The sequence below is a fragment of the Gemmobacter nanjingensis genome (assembly GCF_014652195.1).
Classification (GTDB): Bacteria; Pseudomonadota; Alphaproteobacteria; order Rhodobacterales; family Rhodobacteraceae; genus Gemmobacter; species Gemmobacter caeni.
Genome location: NZ_BMYI01000026.1, coordinates 1 through 16,920, shown reverse-complemented (window position 1 = coordinate 16,920; position 16,920 = coordinate 1). Strand labels below are relative to the sequence as shown.

Here is a 16,920-nt window from a genome sequence, read left to right as displayed (position 1 = left end):
GGGGATTGCTATTATGTATGATCTTAATAGCCTAAGACCTGTATCGCTGGCCCGCAAATCATTACCGCTGTATACTTGTTAAGCCTGCCTAAACAGTCATCCAGGATGGATCTTAAAAATGAGCACAAGCCTTCCGCCGCTGCGCGCCCTGCAGGCGTTCGATGCATATGGCCGGACAGGCACTGTTCATGCAGCCGCCCGCAGCCTTGGCGTCACGCCCGGCGCAATCAGCCAGCAATTGCGGCTGCTTGAAGATCATGCAGGGCTGCCGTTGCTGTTGCGGGAAGGGCGGCGGATCACGATGACTCCGGCCGCGCATATCTATCACGAGATGATTGCGCAGGGTTTTGACCGGCTGGCCCGCGCGCAGGAGTTCATTTCGGCGCAGCGCGTGTCGGAAGACCTGACCGTGAGCGGGCTGCCGACGCTGCTGCAAAAGTGGCTGAATCCGATGATCCATCGTTTTCAGGCGAATGCGCCTGACACGACCTTGCGAATCGTTGCCACGCATCGCGAGACCGAACCGCAGTTGATGGATCTGACCTTCCGCCTGACCTATGGGATGGCCGCTTCGCGCTATCCGCATTCACGGGCGCTGTTCACCGATACCTGCTTTCCCGCCTGCTCGCCCGAGTTTCTGGCCCGCCATCCCGAGGCGAGAACCAACGAGGGGCTGGCCCGCCTGCCGCTGATCGGGATTGACTGGGGCATGGATGAAACGGCGGCCCCGGACTGGGCCAACTGGTTCGCCGCGCAAAACACTCCGGTGGCGGGCCCGATGCGGACGGTCGCGGTGTATTCGTTGTCCAGCCTTGCGCTGGAGGCAGCGGCAGCCGGGCAGGGGGTGGTGCTGGCCCAGGCATCCTTTGCCGGACCGGACCTTGATTCCGGGCGGCTGGTGCGGCTGTCGGATGAGGTTCTGCCGATGCCCGAAGCCTATTTCATCTGCTGGGGACTGACGACCATGACCCACAAGCCTGCGCGTGATTTTCTCAACTGGGTTCTGTCGGAAACCAAGGTGAATCGCGACGCGAGAAGTAAGCACAGCTAAACAATCAACCAGACGTTCTTGGCTGGCCAGCAATTTTTTGTCTGCGCATAATCCCTGAAAACACCGCCAAATAGGGATGTAGCCATGTTTCTCAAAAATGCCTGGTATGTCGCCGCCTGGAGCAGCGAGATCGAAAACAGCCTTCGGCAGATTCTGGTCCTGGGGGAGAAGATCTGCGTCTTCCGTACTGCGCAGGGCGAGGTTATTGCGCTGGAAGATGCCTGCCCGCATCGCAAGCTGCCACTGTCCAAGGGCCGGATCAAGGGCGATACCGTCGAATGTGGCTATCATGGCCTGACTTTCGATTGTGCAGGGCAATGCGTCTGGGCGCCCGGCGGGGGCCGTATTCCTTCGGCGGCCAAGGTGCGCGCCTATCCGGTACATGAAAAATATGGCCTGGTCTGGATCTGGATGGGCAACGCCGCCATCGCCGATGTCGATGACATCATCGACATCCCGAATTTCGACAGCCCCGACTGGGGTATCAATCGTGGTGCGGCGATGGAGTTGCAGTGCAACTATCTGCTGATGACCGACAATCTGCTGGACCCGACCCATGTCGCCTGGGTGCACGAGACCAGCTTTGCCCAGGCTGCTACCAAGGACACGCCGCTGAAGGTCACGCGCACCGATGATGGCGTGATCGTCCACCGCTGGATGATGGATGTGGCCCCGGCACCGTTCTATGCAAAGATTGTGGAGTTTGAAGGCAACTGCGACCGCTTGCAGCATTACGAGGTGCGCTATCCGTGCAGCGCGCTGATCCGCGCGATCTTCACACCGGCGGGCACCGGCGGACCGGAAGGCACGCTGCACGAGAAGACCTTTGTCATGGACAGCTATAACTTCATGACGCCGACGACCGAGACGGAAACCCGCTATTACTGGTTCCAGCTGCGGAATATCCGGCCTGACGATGCCGAGCTGTCGGCGATGATGAGCGAGGATGTCCGTCACGCCTTTGAGGAGGATCGCGCGGTACTGAACGCGGTGCAGATCGGGCTGCGCGAAAAGACTTCGCCGCATATCGACCTGTCAATTGATGCAGGTCAGCTGCGTTTCCGGCGCCAGCTTGAGGCGATGATTGCCGAAGAGCAGGCCGTCGACGCCAAGATGCAGGCCTGAACCATGGCAGAGACATTCCGGCGGTTCCGGGTGATGCGCAAGCACCCGGAAAGCAGCGTTATCACCTCGTTCCATCTGGTGCCGTCTGACGGCGGTGCGCTTTGGCCCGCGCGGCCGGGGCAATATCTGACCCTGCGCATTCCCGGCCCGGAAGGCCCGGTGCTGCGTACCTATTCGCTGTCGAATGCGGTTGATGCCGCGGATTGCCACCGGATTTCGGTCAAGCGCGAGGCGGGGCTGAACGGCAGGCCCGACGGCATCGGGTCGGTCTGGCTGCATGATCATCTGGCTGAGGGCGCCGAGATCGAGGTCGCGGCTCCGCGCGGCGCCTTCTTTCTGGACGAAGACAGCACGCGCCCGGTTCTGTTGCTGGCGGGCGGGGTCGGGCTGACGCCGCTTCTGTCGATGCTGCATCGTCTGGCCCAAAGCAACCGCAAGGTCTGGCTGGTACATGCGGTGGAAAACGGCGGGGTGCAGCCGCTGCGCGCCGAGGTGGCAGCGCTGGCTGCTGCATCTGCCGGGCGGATCTCCGTCTGCAATGTGCTGCGAAATCCCGCGCCGGGGGATCACGCGGATGCGACCGGGGTGGTGGATGCGGCACTGCTGCAATCCTTGCTGCCGCTGGACGATTATCAGGTCTATCTCTGCGGGCCGGTGCCCTTCATGGTGGCGATGTGGCGGCTGTTGACCGGCCTCGGCATTGCCCCGGAGCGGATCGCCTATGAATTCTTCGGCCCCGGCGGCTCGTTGCCCAAACTGGCCGCCGATCAGGTCGCACCGGCCCCGCCTGCCATTCCACGCATTCCGGTGAATGCCCCGAAATCCCTGGGTAAGCTGGATTTTCTGACCGATCCGGATGTGCGCAAGATCGCGGAACCGGCTGCCAGAAAGGCGCTGCCTGCGGCCCTGACGATGGCTGATGCAGAAACCGGAAACGAGGTGGTCTTTGCCCGGTCGGGCGTGACCGTCGCGTGGAACAGCGGTGTGAACTCGATCCTGGAACTTGCCGAAAGTGCGGGGCTGGACCCGGCCTTCGTCTGTCGCTCGGGTATCTGCAATTCCTGTCGCTGCGGGTTGAAGGACGGGCAGGTGGAGTATTTCAGCGAGCCGCTGGACCCTCCGGGCCCCGGTCAGGCTTTGATCTGCTGCTCCCGCCCCAACGGGCGTGTGGTGCTGGATCTGTAAGTTCCCGGCAGACTGGAAATTAAAAGGCGGCCCCGCAAAGGGCCGCCTTTTTCCTGTCGACAGGGCAGATGATCAACCTGCCGCAGCCCGCCGCTGATCCAGCACCCTGCTCAGCCAGTCCGGGTCCATCTCGGGCACCGATGACAGCAACAGATCAGTATAGGGTTCGTGCTCCGGCGAAAAAATCCTGTCCTTGTCGCCCTGTTCCACCACCCGGCCGTGCTGCATCACCACGACATGATCGGCGATCGCCCGCACCGTCGCGAGATCATGGGTAATGAACAAATAGCTTATGCCGCGCTCACGCTGGATGCGGTCCAGCAGGCGCAGGATACCCTCGGCGACCAGTTGGTCCAGCGCGCTGGTCACTTCATCGCAGATGATCAGCTCCGGCTCGGCGGCCAAAGCGCGGGCGATACAGACACGCTGTTTCTGACCGCCTGAAAGCTCACCCGGCAGCCGGTCTATAAAACGATCCGGGGGCAACTCGATCTCGGTCAGCAACTCGCGGATGCGGGCCTCTTTTTCCCGCCCTTTCAGGCCAAGATAGAACTCCAGCGGACGGCCCAGCACTTCGCGGATGCGGTGGCGCGGATTCAGCGCGGTATCGGCCATCTGGTGAATCATCTGCATCCGCTGCAAAAGCCTGCGCGACCGGGCGCCGATGGTCGTGGGCAGGGCCGCGCCGTCGAATGTCACCTTGCCCGCGCCTGGGGACAGAAGCCCCATCACCACCCGCGCCGTGGTGGATTTGCCGGAGCCGCTTTCGCCCACCACAGCCACGGTTCGCCCGCGCGGCACGGTCAGTGATACGTTTTCCAGCACCTTATGCGTGCCATAGGAGGCATCCACCCCGTCGATCTTCAGCAACGGCGGGCTTGCAGGAGCCGGATCGCGCGGTGCGGGCTGAAACTCCCGCACAGCCCAGAGGGAACGGGTATAAGCCTCGCGCGGGTTGGCCAGCATCTCGCGCACCGGGGCGTCTTCGACCTCTTCGCCCTTCAGCAGCACTTTCACCCGGTCGGCCATCTGCGCGACCACGGCAAGATCATGCGTGATATAGATCGCCGCGGCGCCGTGGTTGCGCACGATATCGCGGATCGCGGCCAGCACTTCGATCTGCGTTGTGACATCCAGCGCGGTCGTGGGTTCGTCAAAGATGATGAGGTCAGGCTTGCAGGCCATGGCCATCGCCGTCATGGCGCGTTGCAACTGCCCGCCGGATACCTGATGCGGAAAGCGGAACCCGATCTGATCCGGGTCCGGCAGCCGCATCTCGCCATACAGCCGCACGGCCTCGGCCTCGGCCTGCGCGCGGGGCATCACGCCATGGCACACGGGCGCTTCGCAATGCTGCCGGATCAGACGCCAGGCCGGGTTGAAGGCTGCGGCAGAGGATTGGGCGACATAGGCGATACGCCGTCCGCGCAGGTCGCGCAGCGTTTGCGCGCTGGCCCCAACCAGTTCCTGCCCGTCAAAGCGGATCGATCCACCTGCGATCCGGCATCCGGGGCGGACATGCCCCATGGCGGTCAGGCCGAGGGTCGATTTGCCCGCGCCGCTTTCACCGATCAGGCCCAGGACTTCGCCCCGCGCCAGATCCAGGCTGACACCCTTGACGATCTTGTGCCAGTCGTCCCCGGAACGGCCTTCGATCCACAGATCGCGAATTTCCAGAAGTTTGGTCATGGCTCAGTCCTTCAAGCCGCTGGACAGGTGCAACACCCAGTCCACCACCAGATTGACCGCAACGGTCAGGATGGCGATTGCCGTGGCCGGAAGCAGAGGGGCCAGACCAAAGGTGGCGGTTTGCCAGGTTGCGAAATTGGCAAAGGAAATCAGCCGCGCGCTTTCCCGCACCATGGAACCCCAGTCCGCTGTCGGTGGCTGGAGGCCAAGCCCCAGAAAGCTGAGCGCTGAGATGAACAGGAAGACGAAGCAGAACCGCAGCCCGAATTCGGCGATCAACGGGGCCGAGGCATTGGGCAGGATCTCGCGGCGGATGATCCAGCCCAGCCCCTCACCGCGCATCCGGGCAACCTCGATGTAATCCATGGTCAGGATGCCCTGCGCCACGGCACGCGACAGACGGAAGACCCGCGTGCTGTCCAGCACCGCGATGACAAGGACCAGTGCCGTCGCTGAGGCGCCGGTAATTGTCAGGATCAGCAACGCGAAGATCAGTGATGGAATCGCCATCAGCACGTCGATCAGCCGGGACAGCACGGTGTCGACCCAGCCGCCGACCGTCGCGGCCAGCAGGCCAAGTGCCGTCCCGATCAGAAACGCAAGGCAGGTGGTGATCAGTGCAATGCCCACCGTATTGCGCGCGCCATAGATCAACCGTGACATCACATCGCGGCCCAGTGCGTCCGTTCCCAGATAGAAGGGGGCGACCCAGGGTTGATAGGCGGCGCCGGCCACTTCGGATTCGCCGTAGGGGGCGATCAGCGGCGCAAAAAGCGCAAGGATGGCATAGATCCCGATCAGCGCCAGCCCGATCCGGGCCGACAGCGGTGCGCTGCGGAGGTGGAAAAGCCAGTGGGTCACAACGTCACCTCGGGTGCAGCAGGCGGGGGTTCGACAGGATGCCGATTACATCCGCCACAAGGTTCAGCAGGATGTAGGTTGCGGCAAAGATCAGGCAGGCGGCCTGCACCACGGGCATGTCGCGTTTGGCTACGCTGTCGACCAGCAATTGCCCGAGGCCCGGATAGACAAAAACCACTTCGACCAGCACCACGCCGACGATCAGATAGGCGAGGTTCAGTGCCACAACAGTCACGATGGGGGCCACCGCATTGGGCAGCGCATGAATGGCGATGATGCGCCAGCGCTTCATCCCCTTCAGTTCGGCCATCTCGATATAGGGCAGGGCCAGCAGGTTCACGATTGCCGCCCGTGTCATCCGCATCATATGCGCGGTCACGATCAGCACCATGGTCAGCGCGGGCAGGAAGCTGACGGTAAGCCGTTCGGCCAGCCCCATTGTGGGGGTGACCCCGGCGAGGCTGGGGAACCAGCCCAGTTGCACCGCGAAGATCAGGATCAGGATATAGGCGACAAAGAATTCTGGGAAGGAAATCACCGCCAGGGTGGAACTGGAGATCCAGCGGTCCAGCAGCGATCCGCGATAAAGCGCGGCGATCAGCCCGAGCAGGATCGACACGGGCACCGCGATCACGGCTGCATAGGCGGCCAGGAAGAAGGTGTTGAAAGCGCGGTCGCCGATCAGGTCGGTGATCGGGCGCCTCGTGGCGAGTGACTGGCCGAAATCGCCTTGCACTGCGTTGCCCAGCCAGGCGACATAACGCCAGAGCGGCGGATCGTTCAGCCCGAATTGCGCGTTGAAGGCGGCGATGGTTTCCGGCGTGGCCGACTGGCCCAGAATTTCGGTCGCGATGCTGCCGGGCAGCAGTTCGACCGCCCAGAAGATGACGGCCGAAACCACGATGAGCGTGAGCGCCCCGATGGCAAGTCTTCTGAGGACAAGTTTCGGGATCGGTGATAGCTTGGATGCCATTTGTATAGACTTTGACCCTGTTATGGATATTCATAATGACGAAGAATATACTCCAGTCCAGAAAAATCGGCAGGATTTGCGAGATAGAGGTTGAAATGCTTCGGCTTCTGCCTGCCAACCGGGCAGACTGTGCGTGCCGTCAGCGGATGAAGTGGTGAAATGACGTATCGAGACATCAAGGCGGATATTCTGGAGCGGATCCTGAACGGGACATGGCCGCCGGGCAGTGCCGTGCCAAACGAGCAGGAGCTGGCGGTGGAATATGGCGCCGCCCGTGCGACCGTGAACCGCGCCATGCGCGAGTTGGTCGATGAGGGTTTCGTTGAAAGGAAGCGCAAGGCAGGCACCCGCGTCCGTCTGAGCCCGGTGCGTCAGGTGCGCTTCGAGATCCCGATGATCCGCAAGGAGATCGAGGAGCAGGGGGCGACCTATCGCTATGCGCTGATCCGGTCCGAGGTGATGCTGGCGCCCGACTGGCTGCGTGCGAGGCTGAACCTGAAACAGGGGACCGAGGTGCTGCATCTGGTTTGCATGCATTTCGCGGATGGCAGGCCCTTTCAGCTGGAGGACCGCTGGATCAACCTTGCCGCCACCCCGCAGGGCCGCGATTTCGACTTCTCGACGGTCGGCCCCAATGAATGGCTGGTGCAGCAGGTGCCGTTCTCTGATGTGGAGATCAGCTTTTCTGCGACGACTGCCGATCCCGAGCAGGCCATGCTGCTCAACTGCCGCGCGGGCGATGCCCTGTTCCGGGTGGAGCGGCAGACCACATGGCAGGACCAGGTGGTCACTTATGTCAGCCTGATCTATCGCCGCGACCATCGGATGACGACCCGCTATTGAAGCGGGTTGCCGAACCTTGCGGGAGGCAATCTGGCATGGGGTGGCTTGTGATCGGCCTTATGTCTGTTCAAAAAGTTACATCACACAGGTATAATTGATCGGGCGATCTGCCCGCAGAACTCGCCCCCAGGGCTGACCTGAACTGCGCTCCCGCAGCTTACCCGAGTGATTGCCTTCGGATACCTCTGTCAGTCGCCAGCGCCCGTGCAGAGGGGAAGATTGAGGACGGGTAACTGGTTCGACGACTTCAACTCTCGCAAGGACAGGTTTGAACGAATGCTCGTGACGCCGGGCAGGCGCCTCAGGACCGTTTCGACGAAGCGGCTGTAATCATCAAGGTCTCTGGCCACGACGACCAGCAGATAGTCGGACTCGCCGGTCGTGTTGTGGCAGGACAGGACATTCGGGCTGTTCTGAACAGCAAGATTGAACTCTCGGGTCACCTTCTCGTCGTGCTGCGCGCAGCCAAGCTGGACGAAGGCCATGACGCCGAGCCCGAGCGCACGGCGATTGAGGACCGCCTGATACCCTTCAATGATACCGCTGTCTTCCAGCCGTTTCAGACGGCGCCAGCAGGGCGTCTCGCTCAGGGAAAGCTGCGCTGCCAGCCGGGTGTTGGAAAGACGCCCGTCCCGCTGGAGCCGGTTGAGGATTTCGGCATCTATCCTGTCAATCTGATGCATTCTGGAAGACTCCTCCTCATGTGACGCCAGTCGGGGCAGAATACGTCTGAAAGTGACGCATACATAGGGATTTTGGCAAAAGCCTTTCCCGGATCAGGGTGTAGTGTCCGGAGGCGGTCATGCCAAATCCGTCTGAGCGAGGAATACTGATGAAAGCCGTGATATACGAAGCCTTCAACCAGCGGCCGAAGCTGGTTAGCCTGCCCGAGCCTGCGCCGGAGCGGCACGGGGTAGTGCTGAAGGTCGAAGCGACCGGGGTCTGCCGCAGCGACTGGCATGGCTGGGTGGGGCACGATGCCGATATCGTGTTGCCGCATGTACCGGGGCACGAACTGGCGGGGGTCATCGTCGCAACGGGCAAGGATGTGACCAGATGGAAAGCTGGGGACCGCGTCACCGTCCCCTTCGTCGGGGGCTGTGGCCATTGCCCCGAATGCCATGCCGGACACCAGCAGGTCTGTCACAACCAGTTTCAGCCGGGCTTTACCCATTGGGGATCGTTCGCCGAGTTCGTCTCGATCCATAATGCCGACCTGAATCTGGTGGCCCTGCCTGACGCCGTTGAGTTCGCCACGGCGGCCAGCCTCGGATGCCGTTTCGTGACGTCGTTCCGCGCGGTTGTCGATCAGGGCAAGGTCGCGGCGGGCCAATGGGTTGCCGTGCATGGCTGCGGCGGTGTCGGCCTTTCTGCCATCATGATCGCCAGCGCGCTTGGTGCCAATGTCGTCGCGATCGACATTGCGGAAGACAAGCTGGAACTGGCCCGTGCCCTGGGTGCGGCCGCCACGGTCAACGCCAGGTCAACGGCCAATGTGGTTGAAGCTGTGATGGAGATCACCGGCGGCGGCGCACATGTCTCGCTGGATGCGCTTGGAAATCCGCAGACCTGCTTCAATTCGATCCTGAATCTGCGCCGCCGTGGCAAGCATGTTCAGGTCGGGCTCATGCTGGGTGACCACAGCACGCCCGTCGTGCCGATGAGCCGGATCGTGGCACATGAGCTTGAAATCCTTGGCAGCCACGGAATGCAGGCGCATCGCTATGACGTGATGATGCCGATGATCCTGTCCGGCAAGCTGAAACCCGAACTGCTGGTCGGCAGGAGGATCAGTCTGGAGGAATCGATTGATGCCCTGATCTCGATGGACAGGTTTCAGGGCACCGGCACGACGGTCATCACCAGGTTCTAGGCAATCATGCAGGTCAGAGTGCCCGCCGCGACAGCGGGATTCCTCTTGATCCGGCAGGGATGCGTTCAAGCTGTTAATCTGGCCTTCCGGCCCGGCTACCCCGTGTAGCCGCGCCCTTTCAACATTCTGCCATCAACCTTGCGGTTCAGGATGTAGTATGCTGGGTGTAGTCAATCTTGCCGGAGCATCCCCGCAATTGCCCGAACTGACCGCCTATCCCCCCAGACGCTCGCGTGTGCACGAGGCCAGCGGGCCGCTTGCCGCGAGTTTTGCGCTCTGGACAGCGGCTCAGGTCGGCGCGGACCTGCTCTGGATTCGGGAAGGCTGGCGGTCTGAACAGCTTAATCCGTTGGGGTTCGAAGGGTTCGATCCCTCACGGCTTATCCTGATACAGACGAAGGACCAGACCGATACACTCGCCGTGGCGGAAGAGGCATTGCGCGATGGTGCGGTGCCTCTGGTTGTTCTGGAACTTACCGCCGGAATTGACCTGACTGCCGGGCGGCGGTTGCAACTGGCGGCCAGGGCCGGAGGAACGACGGGACTGTGCCTGATCGCAGAGGGCATGGGTTCGAACGCAGCGGAAACGCGATGGCATTGCAGGCCGGTGTTCGATCCGCAGGACTCGACTCGTCAGCAGTGGAGTCTTATTAAGAACAAATCAGGAACAATTGGGGCCTGGCATGTTCGATGGGACTCAAAGGCGCATCGTGTCACTGTGGTTTCCCCGGCTCGCGAGTGACCGGGCTCTGCGCATGCATGCGCAGAATGGGCCCTTCGTTCTGACGCTGCGGCAGGGCAGTGCCAACCGGGTTCATTGCCTGAACGAGGCGGCCGAGGCCCGCGGGCTCTATCGCGGGATGCCGTTTTCCGATGCGCGGGCTTATTGCCCGGACCTGTCCAGCCTGCAGGCAGACCCGCAGGCGGACCGGCGCTTTCTGGGCTTGTTGCGCCGTTGGGCGACACGCTGGTGCCCTTGGGTCGGGATCGAAACGCCGGATGGGCTGGTTCTGGATATCACCGGATCGTCGCATATCTTTGGCGGTGAAGAGGTGATGATTGCCGCGCTGCGCGCACGGCTTTGCCGTGCCGGTTTATCGGTGCAGATCGGCACCGGCGATACGCGCGGGGCGGCCTGGGCGCGGGCGCATCATGGTGAGGATGCCGCGCTTGAGGACTTGCCTGTCGCGGCCCTGCGGCTTGATCCTGAAACGGTAACCAGCTTGCAGCGAATGGGCCTGCGCAGCATCGGTCAGTTGGCCGACAGCCCGCGCGCGCCTCTGGCCCGCCGTTTCGGAGCGGAACTGTTGCTGCGGCTCGATCAGGCGCTTGGGCGGCAGGCGGAGCAGATCGGGCCAGAGGTCGATCCGCCCCATTACGCCGTGCGCATGACCTTGCCCGAACCCATCGGGCTGGTCAGCGATGTCATGGCCGGGACGGCGCGTCTGCTGGAGCGTTTGTGCGCCAAGCTGAAAGACCATCAGGCGGGGGCAAGGATTCTGTGTCTGTCCCTGCGTCGCGTAGATCGCGCCGCAAGCGATGTCGAGCTGCGGCTGGCACGTCCCATGCGCGATCCGGCACGGATACTGCCGTTGTTCGAACGGGGCGTCGCCGAGGTGGATGCGGGGTTTGGAATCGACCAGATGCGGCTGGAGGCTGTGCAGGTCGAACCTCTGCCACCTGAGCAGGTGACACATATCGGTCCGCGCGATCCCGGGCGGCTTGACGATCTGATCACCCGGATCGGCACCCGGATCGGGCTGGAGAATGTGCAGCGCTTCCTGCCCGCCGACAGTCACATTCCTGAACGCAGTTTCATCCTTGTCCCTGCAGCCTATTCCCGGCCGGAACGGGGCTGGGTTGCGCCGCGTCCGCGTCCGCTGATCCTGTTTCCGCCCGAACCAGTCGTGGCGACCGGCCACGAACCGCCGTCGCGCTTCCGCTGGCGGGGTATGTCCCTGACAGTCGGCCGCGCGACGGGGCCGGAACGGATTGCCCCGGAATGGTGGCTTCAGGATGATAACTGGCGCCGGGGCCTGCGCGATTACTGGCGGGTCGAAACGCATCAGGGGCGGCGGCTGTGGATGTTTCACACCCCGCAAAATCCGGGCTGGTTCGTGCAGGGGGAATTTGCATGAACTATGCCGAGCTGTGCGTCACCTCGAATTTCACCTTTCTGCGGGGTGCGTCCCATCCCGAGGAACTTGTGACCCGGGCTGCCGAACTGGGCCTTGAGGCCATTGCCATCACGGACCGCAATTCCCTGGCCGGGGTGGTGCGGGCCTATCGCGCGTTGCAGATCCTCGGGAAGGGAACAGGCGAATCTGTGCAGATCCGGTCACAGCATCGCGTCGACAGTTGCTCACGCCAGGAAATTGGCACCCCGGAGGATATTCCCTGTCCGGAGGTGCCACGCCTGCCAAGGCTCATTGTCGGAGCGCGGCTGGTGTTGCGTGACAGCCCTGTTGAATGGATTGCCCTTCCCGTCGATCTTGCCGCTTACCAGCGGTTGACGCGGCTGCTGACGCTGGGCAAGCGACGGGCGGAAAAGGGCGAATGTCATCTGGACTGTGCAGATCTGCTGGAAGGCTGCAAAGGCATGATCCTGATTGCCCTGCCGGGCGATCTCGGGGCGGTGGCCTCATATATCCAGAAGGTTCGCAACCGCTTTCCCGGTCATGTCTATCTGGGAGCCGCGCCGCGCTACGATGGATCGGATCAGGCCTGGCTTGCCGCCTGCGCGCGGCTTGCGCAGGGTTGCGCCACGCCCATGGTGGCGGTTGGAGATGTGCTGATGCATCGCGCCGCGCGGCGGCAACTGGCCGATGTGCTGACCTGCATGCGCGAAGGCTGCACGATTGACACAATCGGTACCCGCGCGCTTGCCAATGCCGAGCGGCGCCTGAAAGGGGCGCAGGACATGCAGCGGCTGTTTCGCGATCACCCCGCCGCCTTACGCCGAACGCTGGAAATTGCAACGCGTTGCAGCTTCGATCTGTCGGAACTCAGCTATCAGTATCCGGATGAAATTGCGGAGAGCGGCGAAACCCCGATGGCGCGCCTGACCCGGCTGGCCCAAGAAGGACTGAACCGCCGTTATCCCGCTGGTGCAACCGCGAAGGCCGGAGCCTTGCTGGCCAAGGAACTGGCCGTGGTGGCAGAGCTGAACTATCCGGCCTATTTCCTGACCGTGCATGACATCGTGCAATACGCCCGCTCGCAAGGCATCCTGTGTCAGGGGCGCGGGTCGGCGGCCAATTCGATTCTGTGCTATCTGTTGGGCATCACCGATGTTTCGCCGGATATGATCGGCATGGTGTTTGAACGCTTCATCTCTCGTCACCGGGGCGAGCCACCGGATATCGACGTCGATTTCGAGCATGAGCGTCGTGAGGAGGTCATCCAGTGGATTTATGCTAAATATGGCCGTCACCGCGCCGGGCTTTGTGCGACGGTGATCCATTTCCGCTCGCGCGCGGCAATCCGCGAGGTGGGCAAGGTGATGGGCCTCAGTCAGGATGTGACGGCCAGCCTCTCGGGCCAGATCTGGGGATCGTCAAACGAAGGCCCCAAGCCCGAACGTATCCGTGAACTGGGGCTTGACCCGCGTGACCTTCGGCTGTCGCAGACGTTGCGCCTGATCGGCGAGATCATCGGCTTTCCGCGGCATCTGTCCCAGCATGTCGGCGGTTTCGTGATCACGCGGGGCAGGCTGGACGAGCTGGTCCCGATCGAGAATGCCGCGATGGAGGATCGCACGCTGATCGAGTGGGACAAGGATGATATCGACACGCTGGGCATCCTCAAGGTCGATGTGCTGGGTCTGGGGATGCTGACCTGCATCCGCAAGGCCTTTGACCTGCTGAAACGTCACGAAAAACGGACCCTGACACTGGACAGCGTACCGCCCGAGGATGCGGCGACCTATAGGATGTTGCAGGTCGCCGATGCCGTGGGTGTGTTTCAGGTGGAAAGCCGGGCACAGATGAATTTCCTGCCCCGGATGAGGCCGGAGCAATTCTATGATCTGGTGATCGAGGTCGCCATCGTGCGTCCGGGGCCTATCCAGGGGGGTATGGTGCAGCCCTATATCCGCCGCCGTCAGGGGCTGGAAGCGCCCGAACCTTTCGGCCCCGCACTGGAGGAAGTCACGCACCGCACTCTGGGCGTGCCCCTGTTTCAGGAACAGGCCTTGCAGATTGCCGTGGTCGGTGCAGGCTACAGCGCCGAAGAGGCAGATCATCTGCGTCGTTCACTGGCCAGCTTTCGCCGCATGGGCACCATTGGCGAACACCGCGACAAGTTCATCGCCGGCATGCTGGCCAATGGGTACGATGCCGAGGTCGCCTCCCGCTGCTTTGGTCAGATTGAGGGCTTCGCCGATTACGGCTTTCCCGAAAGTCACGCTGCGGCCTTTGCGCTGTTGGTTTATGTCTCTGCCTGGCTGAAACGGCACCATCCGGCGATCTTTGCCTGTGCCTTGCTGAACTCTCAGCCCATGGGGTTTTATGCTCCGGCCCAGATCGTGCGTGACGCGCGCGAACATCAGGTCGAGATCCGCCCCATCTGCATCAACCACAGTGGCTGGGACAATACACTGGAACGCCGTGCGGACGGGGCGCTGGCGTTGCGGCTCGGGTTTCGTCAGATCAAGGGGTTTCGGCAGGAAGATGCACTCTGGATCACGACGGCGCGCAAGAATGGGTATCGCGATCCCGAAAGCGTCTGGCTGCGCGCCGGTGTCGCGCCAGCAGCACTTGAGAGGCTGGCAGAGGCGGATGCCTTTTCCGGCATGGGGCTGACCCGACGCGCTGCGCTTTGGCAGGTCCGCGCGATCCGGGCACCCTCACAACTGCCGCTGTTCAACGATCCGCTTGACGGCGAGGCGATCCGCGAACCCGCTGTCATGCTGCCGCAGATGCATCTGGGCGAGGAAGTGGTCGAGGATTATGTCTCCACACGGCTGACGTTGCGCGCGCATCCTATGGAATTGCTGCGCCCGGTGATGCCCGGCCTGCTGCGTCACGATGCGCTTCTTGCTGCGCCGTTGCAGCGTACCACGGTCTGCGGACTGGTCATCACGCGTCAGCGGCCAGGCACTGCCTCGGGCGTGATCTTCCTGACGCTGGAGGATGAAACAGGCGTCTCCAATATCGTGGTCTGGCGCAAGGTCTTTGAGGCCCATCGCCGCGCGGTCATGGGGGGGCGCCTGTTGCGTGTCACCGGCCCGCTGCAGCGGGAAGGGATCGTGGTGCATGTGATTGCGCAGCAGATCGAGGATGTCTCTCATTATCTGTCCGGTTTGGGGCACCCGATGGAAGATGCTGTCGGGCAGACCACCCCCAAGACAGACAATGCGCCCCGCACCCATCCCGCCCCGCGCGCCAGACATCCGCGCGAACAGGCCAAAAGATTGTTTCCCAGCCGGGATTTCCATTAAGGGAAAAGCAGGTGCCAGAGTTCAGAGCGCGCCCGCAGACAGGTGCTGGTCCATCGCTCTGTCGCTCTCCGCACATCTGTCAGCACAACAGCTTGCCCATCATCGGCACACCCGGACCGGAAGACTGGCAACAGGCGCGCGTCCGCTGTCTGACCCTGATCCCTCGCGCCCGCCGGTTCCGACAGGAATTTGAAAGCTCTTGACCCAAACGCCTCCTTGGCGGAACATGCATTTTAGAGAGAGTTATATTCAGTAAATACAACCTGTAATGTTTTTCAGGTCATACCTGCGATTTCAACAAACCGGCTAACCGGCCCCCACAGGCAGAGCAGAAAGGTTTCACATGAAGTTCAGCATCAAGATCGGCATATCCGCATTCCTGGCCGCTGGCCTGCTGGCGGGCACCTCCTCTGCCCAGACGGTCACAGACAGCTTCGACGTGACAATCACCATTGCAGAGGAATGCCAGATCACCTCGACCCAGGATCTCGATTTTGGCAGCGTGGGCGTGCTGACGGCCAATACCGATGCCACGGCAACCCTTCAGGTGACCTGCACACCCGGCACGGCCTATGATATCGGCCTCAACGAAGGGCTTGGTTCCGGCGCGACCACCGCCGCCCGGCTGATGACTTCGGGTGCTTCTGCGACGGTCGGCTACGGGATCTATCAGGATGCCTCGCACAGCACGAACTGGGGCGACGTGATCGGCACGGATACGCGGGCGTCGACCGGAACGGGTGCGGCGCAAAGCTTTACCGTCTATGGCCGGGTAGCGCCGCAAAGCACCCCCGCAACCGGCACTTACACCGATACCATCACCGTTTCCGTGACCTACTGAGCCGGAGAGCAAGCATGACTGCCCTGTCCGGCCTGTTGCGCCGCAGCCTTCTGGCGGCCTGCATCGCTTTACTTTCGCCCGGTTTTGTTCTGGCAGAGGGTCTGCGTGTCTCGCCGGTCACGCTGGACGTGACGGCGCCGGGGGCTGCGACGGTGCTGACCCTGCGCAACGAAGGGCGGGCGCCGATCACCGTGCAGACCCGTGTCTTTCGCTGGCAGCAACGCAATGGCCAGGAAAGCCTGATCCCCACGCGGGAGGTTGTGGTGAGCCCGCCCATGACCCGGCTGGCTCCGGGCACGGCGCAGACCATCCGTGTGGTGCGTCCCGGCAAGTCGCCGGTGCAGGGCGAGGAAGCCTACCGCATCATCGTGGACGAAGTGCCTGACCGCAATGCGCCCAACGGCACCGTCGCCTTTGCCACCGAACTGCGCATTCCGCTGTTTTTCACCGCTTCCGGTGCGAAAGCGCCATCTGTCCGCTGGTCTTTGCGCGAAACCGCAGGGGGCATCGTTCTTCAGGCGCAGAATACAGGCGACAGGCGGCTGCGCATCGCCGATCTGCGGCTTGGGCGTGACAGTCGGGTCGTGCTGCGTCGCAACGGGCTGTTGGGCTATGTGCTGGGCAATTCGGTGATGCAATGGCACCTCAGCGGTGCAGCGCGGGGCATCAACCGGCTGAGTGCGGCCACCAATACCGGCACTTCCAATGCTGTTGTCGCGCGGCAGTGATGGCCGTTCAGCTGTCCGGCGGGTGTTGCGCCGTATTGTCTGTTCGGTGGCCCTGCTGGCCTTTCCGATTGCAGGGGCAGGCCAGCCTGACAGCCCGGCACCGCGTGAACTCTATCTGGAGGTTTTTGTAAACGGACGGGCGATGAACCTTGTGACCCGGTTCACCGACCACGGCAACGGGCTGCTGGTGGCTGATGCAGATGAGTTGCGCAACATGTATAACCGCCCCTTGCGCAAGAGGTTTTTTTGGGGGGAGCAATTTGGCGCGGTGTCGGGTGCTGACATGTATCCGGCCTCGTGATGCGGCCATT

The 16,920-nt window shown here is 62.5% G+C and carries 15 protein-coding genes; 11 read left to right on the top strand and 4 right to left on the bottom strand.

Annotated elements, in window-relative coordinates:
* Positions 1–118: 118 nt before the first annotated feature.
* The 3 genes from IE126_RS23110 to IE126_RS23100 all read left to right on the top strand — a co-directional run bounded on the left by IE126_RS23110 (position 119) and on the right by IE126_RS23100 (position 3,361).
* Complete coding sequence (locus IE126_RS23110; protein ID WP_054303301.1) at positions 119–1,051, top strand: LysR substrate-binding domain-containing protein; 933 nt, start codon at positions 119–121, stop codon at positions 1,049–1,051.
* Between the two features lie 84 nt (positions 1,052–1,135).
* A complete protein-coding gene (locus IE126_RS23105; RefSeq protein WP_054303300.1) occupies positions 1,136–2,176 on the top strand; it encodes an aromatic ring-hydroxylating dioxygenase subunit alpha in 1,041 nt (346 codons plus the stop codon).
* Positions 2,177–2,179: 3 nt separating this feature from the next.
* The gene (locus IE126_RS23100) at positions 2,180–3,361 is read left to right on the top strand and encodes a 2Fe-2S iron-sulfur cluster-binding protein (RefSeq protein ID WP_189382524.1); all 1,182 of its coding nucleotides are present in this window, start codon (positions 2,180–2,182) and stop codon (positions 3,359–3,361) included.
* A gap of 72 nt (positions 3,362–3,433) precedes the next feature.
* On the opposite strand, the gene IE126_RS23095 is transcribed toward IE126_RS23100, so the two are convergent.
* Genes IE126_RS23095 through IE126_RS23085 form a run of 3 tightly spaced genes read right to left on the bottom strand, consistent with a single transcriptional unit; the run spans position 3,434 to position 6,884 of the window.
* Positions 3,434–5,050, bottom strand: coding sequence for an ABC transporter ATP-binding protein (locus IE126_RS23095; protein ID WP_189382521.1), 1,617 nt, complete (start codon positions 5,048–5,050; stop codon positions 3,434–3,436).
* 3 nt (positions 5,051–5,053) lie between these two features.
* Positions 5,054–5,911, bottom strand: coding sequence for an ABC transporter permease (locus IE126_RS23090; RefSeq protein ID WP_054303297.1), 858 nt, complete (start codon positions 5,909–5,911; stop codon positions 5,054–5,056).
* A gap of 4 nt (positions 5,912–5,915) precedes the next feature.
* Positions 5,916–6,884: an ABC transporter permease gene (locus IE126_RS23085; protein WP_054303296.1), complete on the bottom strand. Its 969-nt coding sequence runs from the start codon at positions 6,882–6,884 to the stop codon at positions 5,916–5,918.
* 159 nt (positions 6,885–7,043) lie between these two features.
* Between IE126_RS23085 and IE126_RS23080 the strand changes: the two genes are divergently transcribed.
* On the top strand, positions 7,044–7,727 hold the full coding sequence (locus IE126_RS23080; protein ID WP_054303295.1) for a UTRA domain-containing protein: 684 nt from the start codon (positions 7,044–7,046) through the stop codon (positions 7,725–7,727).
* 188 nt (positions 7,728–7,915) lie between these two features.
* On the opposite strand, the gene IE126_RS23075 is transcribed toward IE126_RS23080, so the two are convergent.
* Positions 7,916–8,410 (bottom strand): Lrp/AsnC family transcriptional regulator, encoded by a 495-nt coding sequence (locus IE126_RS23075; RefSeq protein WP_189382519.1) that lies wholly within the window; start codon positions 8,408–8,410, stop codon positions 7,916–7,918.
* 149 nt (positions 8,411–8,559) lie between these two features.
* Between IE126_RS23075 and IE126_RS23070 the strand changes: the two genes are divergently transcribed.
* The 7 genes from IE126_RS23070 to IE126_RS23040 all read left to right on the top strand — a co-directional run bounded on the left by IE126_RS23070 (position 8,560) and on the right by IE126_RS23040 (position 16,910).
* Entirely contained in the window at positions 8,560–9,600 is a 1,041-nt protein-coding gene (locus IE126_RS23070) for a zinc-dependent alcohol dehydrogenase family protein (RefSeq protein WP_189382517.1), read from the top strand.
* Between the two features lie 157 nt (positions 9,601–9,757).
* The gene (locus IE126_RS23065; protein WP_189382516.1) at positions 9,758–10,342 is read left to right on the top strand and encodes an ImuA family protein; all 585 of its coding nucleotides are present in this window, start codon (positions 9,758–9,760) and stop codon (positions 10,340–10,342) included.
* Positions 10,284–11,738, top strand: coding sequence for a Y-family DNA polymerase (locus IE126_RS23060; protein WP_189382514.1), 1,455 nt, complete (start codon positions 10,284–10,286; stop codon positions 11,736–11,738). Before IE126_RS23065 ends, IE126_RS23060 begins: the two co-directional genes overlap by 59 nt.
* Positions 11,735–15,040: an error-prone DNA polymerase gene (locus tag IE126_RS23055; RefSeq protein ID WP_189382512.1), complete on the top strand. Its 3,306-nt coding sequence runs from the start codon at positions 11,735–11,737 to the stop codon at positions 15,038–15,040. The genes IE126_RS23060 and IE126_RS23055 overlap by 4 nt, the downstream gene beginning before the upstream one ends.
* 343 nt (positions 15,041–15,383) lie before the next feature.
* Positions 15,384–15,881 (top strand): Csu type fimbrial protein, encoded by a 498-nt coding sequence (locus tag IE126_RS23050; protein ID WP_108128759.1) that lies wholly within the window; start codon positions 15,384–15,386, stop codon positions 15,879–15,881.
* A 14-nt stretch (positions 15,882–15,895) separates the two neighbouring features.
* Positions 15,896–16,609 carry a fimbrial biogenesis chaperone gene (locus IE126_RS23045; protein WP_054303288.1) on the top strand — a complete coding sequence of 238 codons (714 nt, stop codon included), beginning with the start codon at positions 15,896–15,898 and terminating at the stop codon, positions 16,607–16,609.
* 46 nt (positions 16,610–16,655) lie between these two features.
* On the top strand, positions 16,656–16,910 hold the full coding sequence (locus tag IE126_RS23040) for a hypothetical protein (RefSeq protein ID WP_189382510.1): 255 nt from the start codon (positions 16,656–16,658) through the stop codon (positions 16,908–16,910).
* The last annotated feature ends 10 nt before the right edge of the window (positions 16,911–16,920 follow it).

Excerpts from the sequence above, each read along its gene's own strand:
- IE126_RS23070 (WP_189382517.1), top strand. The coding sequence starts at position 8,560 with ATGAAAGCCGTGATATACGAAGCCTTCAACCAGCGGCCGAAGCTGGTT.
- IE126_RS23100 (WP_189382524.1), top strand. The coding sequence starts at position 2,180 with ATGGCAGAGACATTCCGGCGGTTCCGGGTGATGCGCAAGCACCCGGAA.
- IE126_RS23065 (WP_189382516.1), top strand. The coding sequence starts at position 9,758 with ATGCTGGGTGTAGTCAATCTTGCCGGAGCATCCCCGCAATTGCCCGAA.
- IE126_RS23050 (WP_108128759.1), top strand. The coding sequence starts at position 15,384 with ATGAAGTTCAGCATCAAGATCGGCATATCCGCATTCCTGGCCGCTGGC.
- IE126_RS23080 (WP_054303295.1), top strand. The coding sequence starts at position 7,044 with ATGACGTATCGAGACATCAAGGCGGATATTCTGGAGCGGATCCTGAAC.
- IE126_RS23085 (WP_054303296.1), bottom strand. The coding sequence starts at position 6,884 with ATGGCATCCAAGCTATCACCGATCCCGAAACTTGTCCTCAGAAGACTT.
- IE126_RS23045 (WP_054303288.1), top strand. The coding sequence starts at position 15,896 with ATGACTGCCCTGTCCGGCCTGTTGCGCCGCAGCCTTCTGGCGGCCTGC.
- IE126_RS23060 (WP_189382514.1), top strand. The coding sequence starts at position 10,284 with ATGTTCGATGGGACTCAAAGGCGCATCGTGTCACTGTGGTTTCCCCGG.
- IE126_RS23055 (WP_189382512.1), top strand. The coding sequence starts at position 11,735 with ATGAACTATGCCGAGCTGTGCGTCACCTCGAATTTCACCTTTCTGCGG.
- IE126_RS23075 (WP_189382519.1), bottom strand. The coding sequence starts at position 8,410 with ATGCATCAGATTGACAGGATAGATGCCGAAATCCTCAACCGGCTCCAG.
- IE126_RS23095 (WP_189382521.1), bottom strand. The coding sequence starts at position 5,050 with ATGACCAAACTTCTGGAAATTCGCGATCTGTGGATCGAAGGCCGTTCC.
- IE126_RS23105 (WP_054303300.1), top strand. The coding sequence starts at position 1,136 with ATGTTTCTCAAAAATGCCTGGTATGTCGCCGCCTGGAGCAGCGAGATC.
- IE126_RS23110 (WP_054303301.1), top strand. The coding sequence starts at position 119 with ATGAGCACAAGCCTTCCGCCGCTGCGCGCCCTGCAGGCGTTCGATGCA.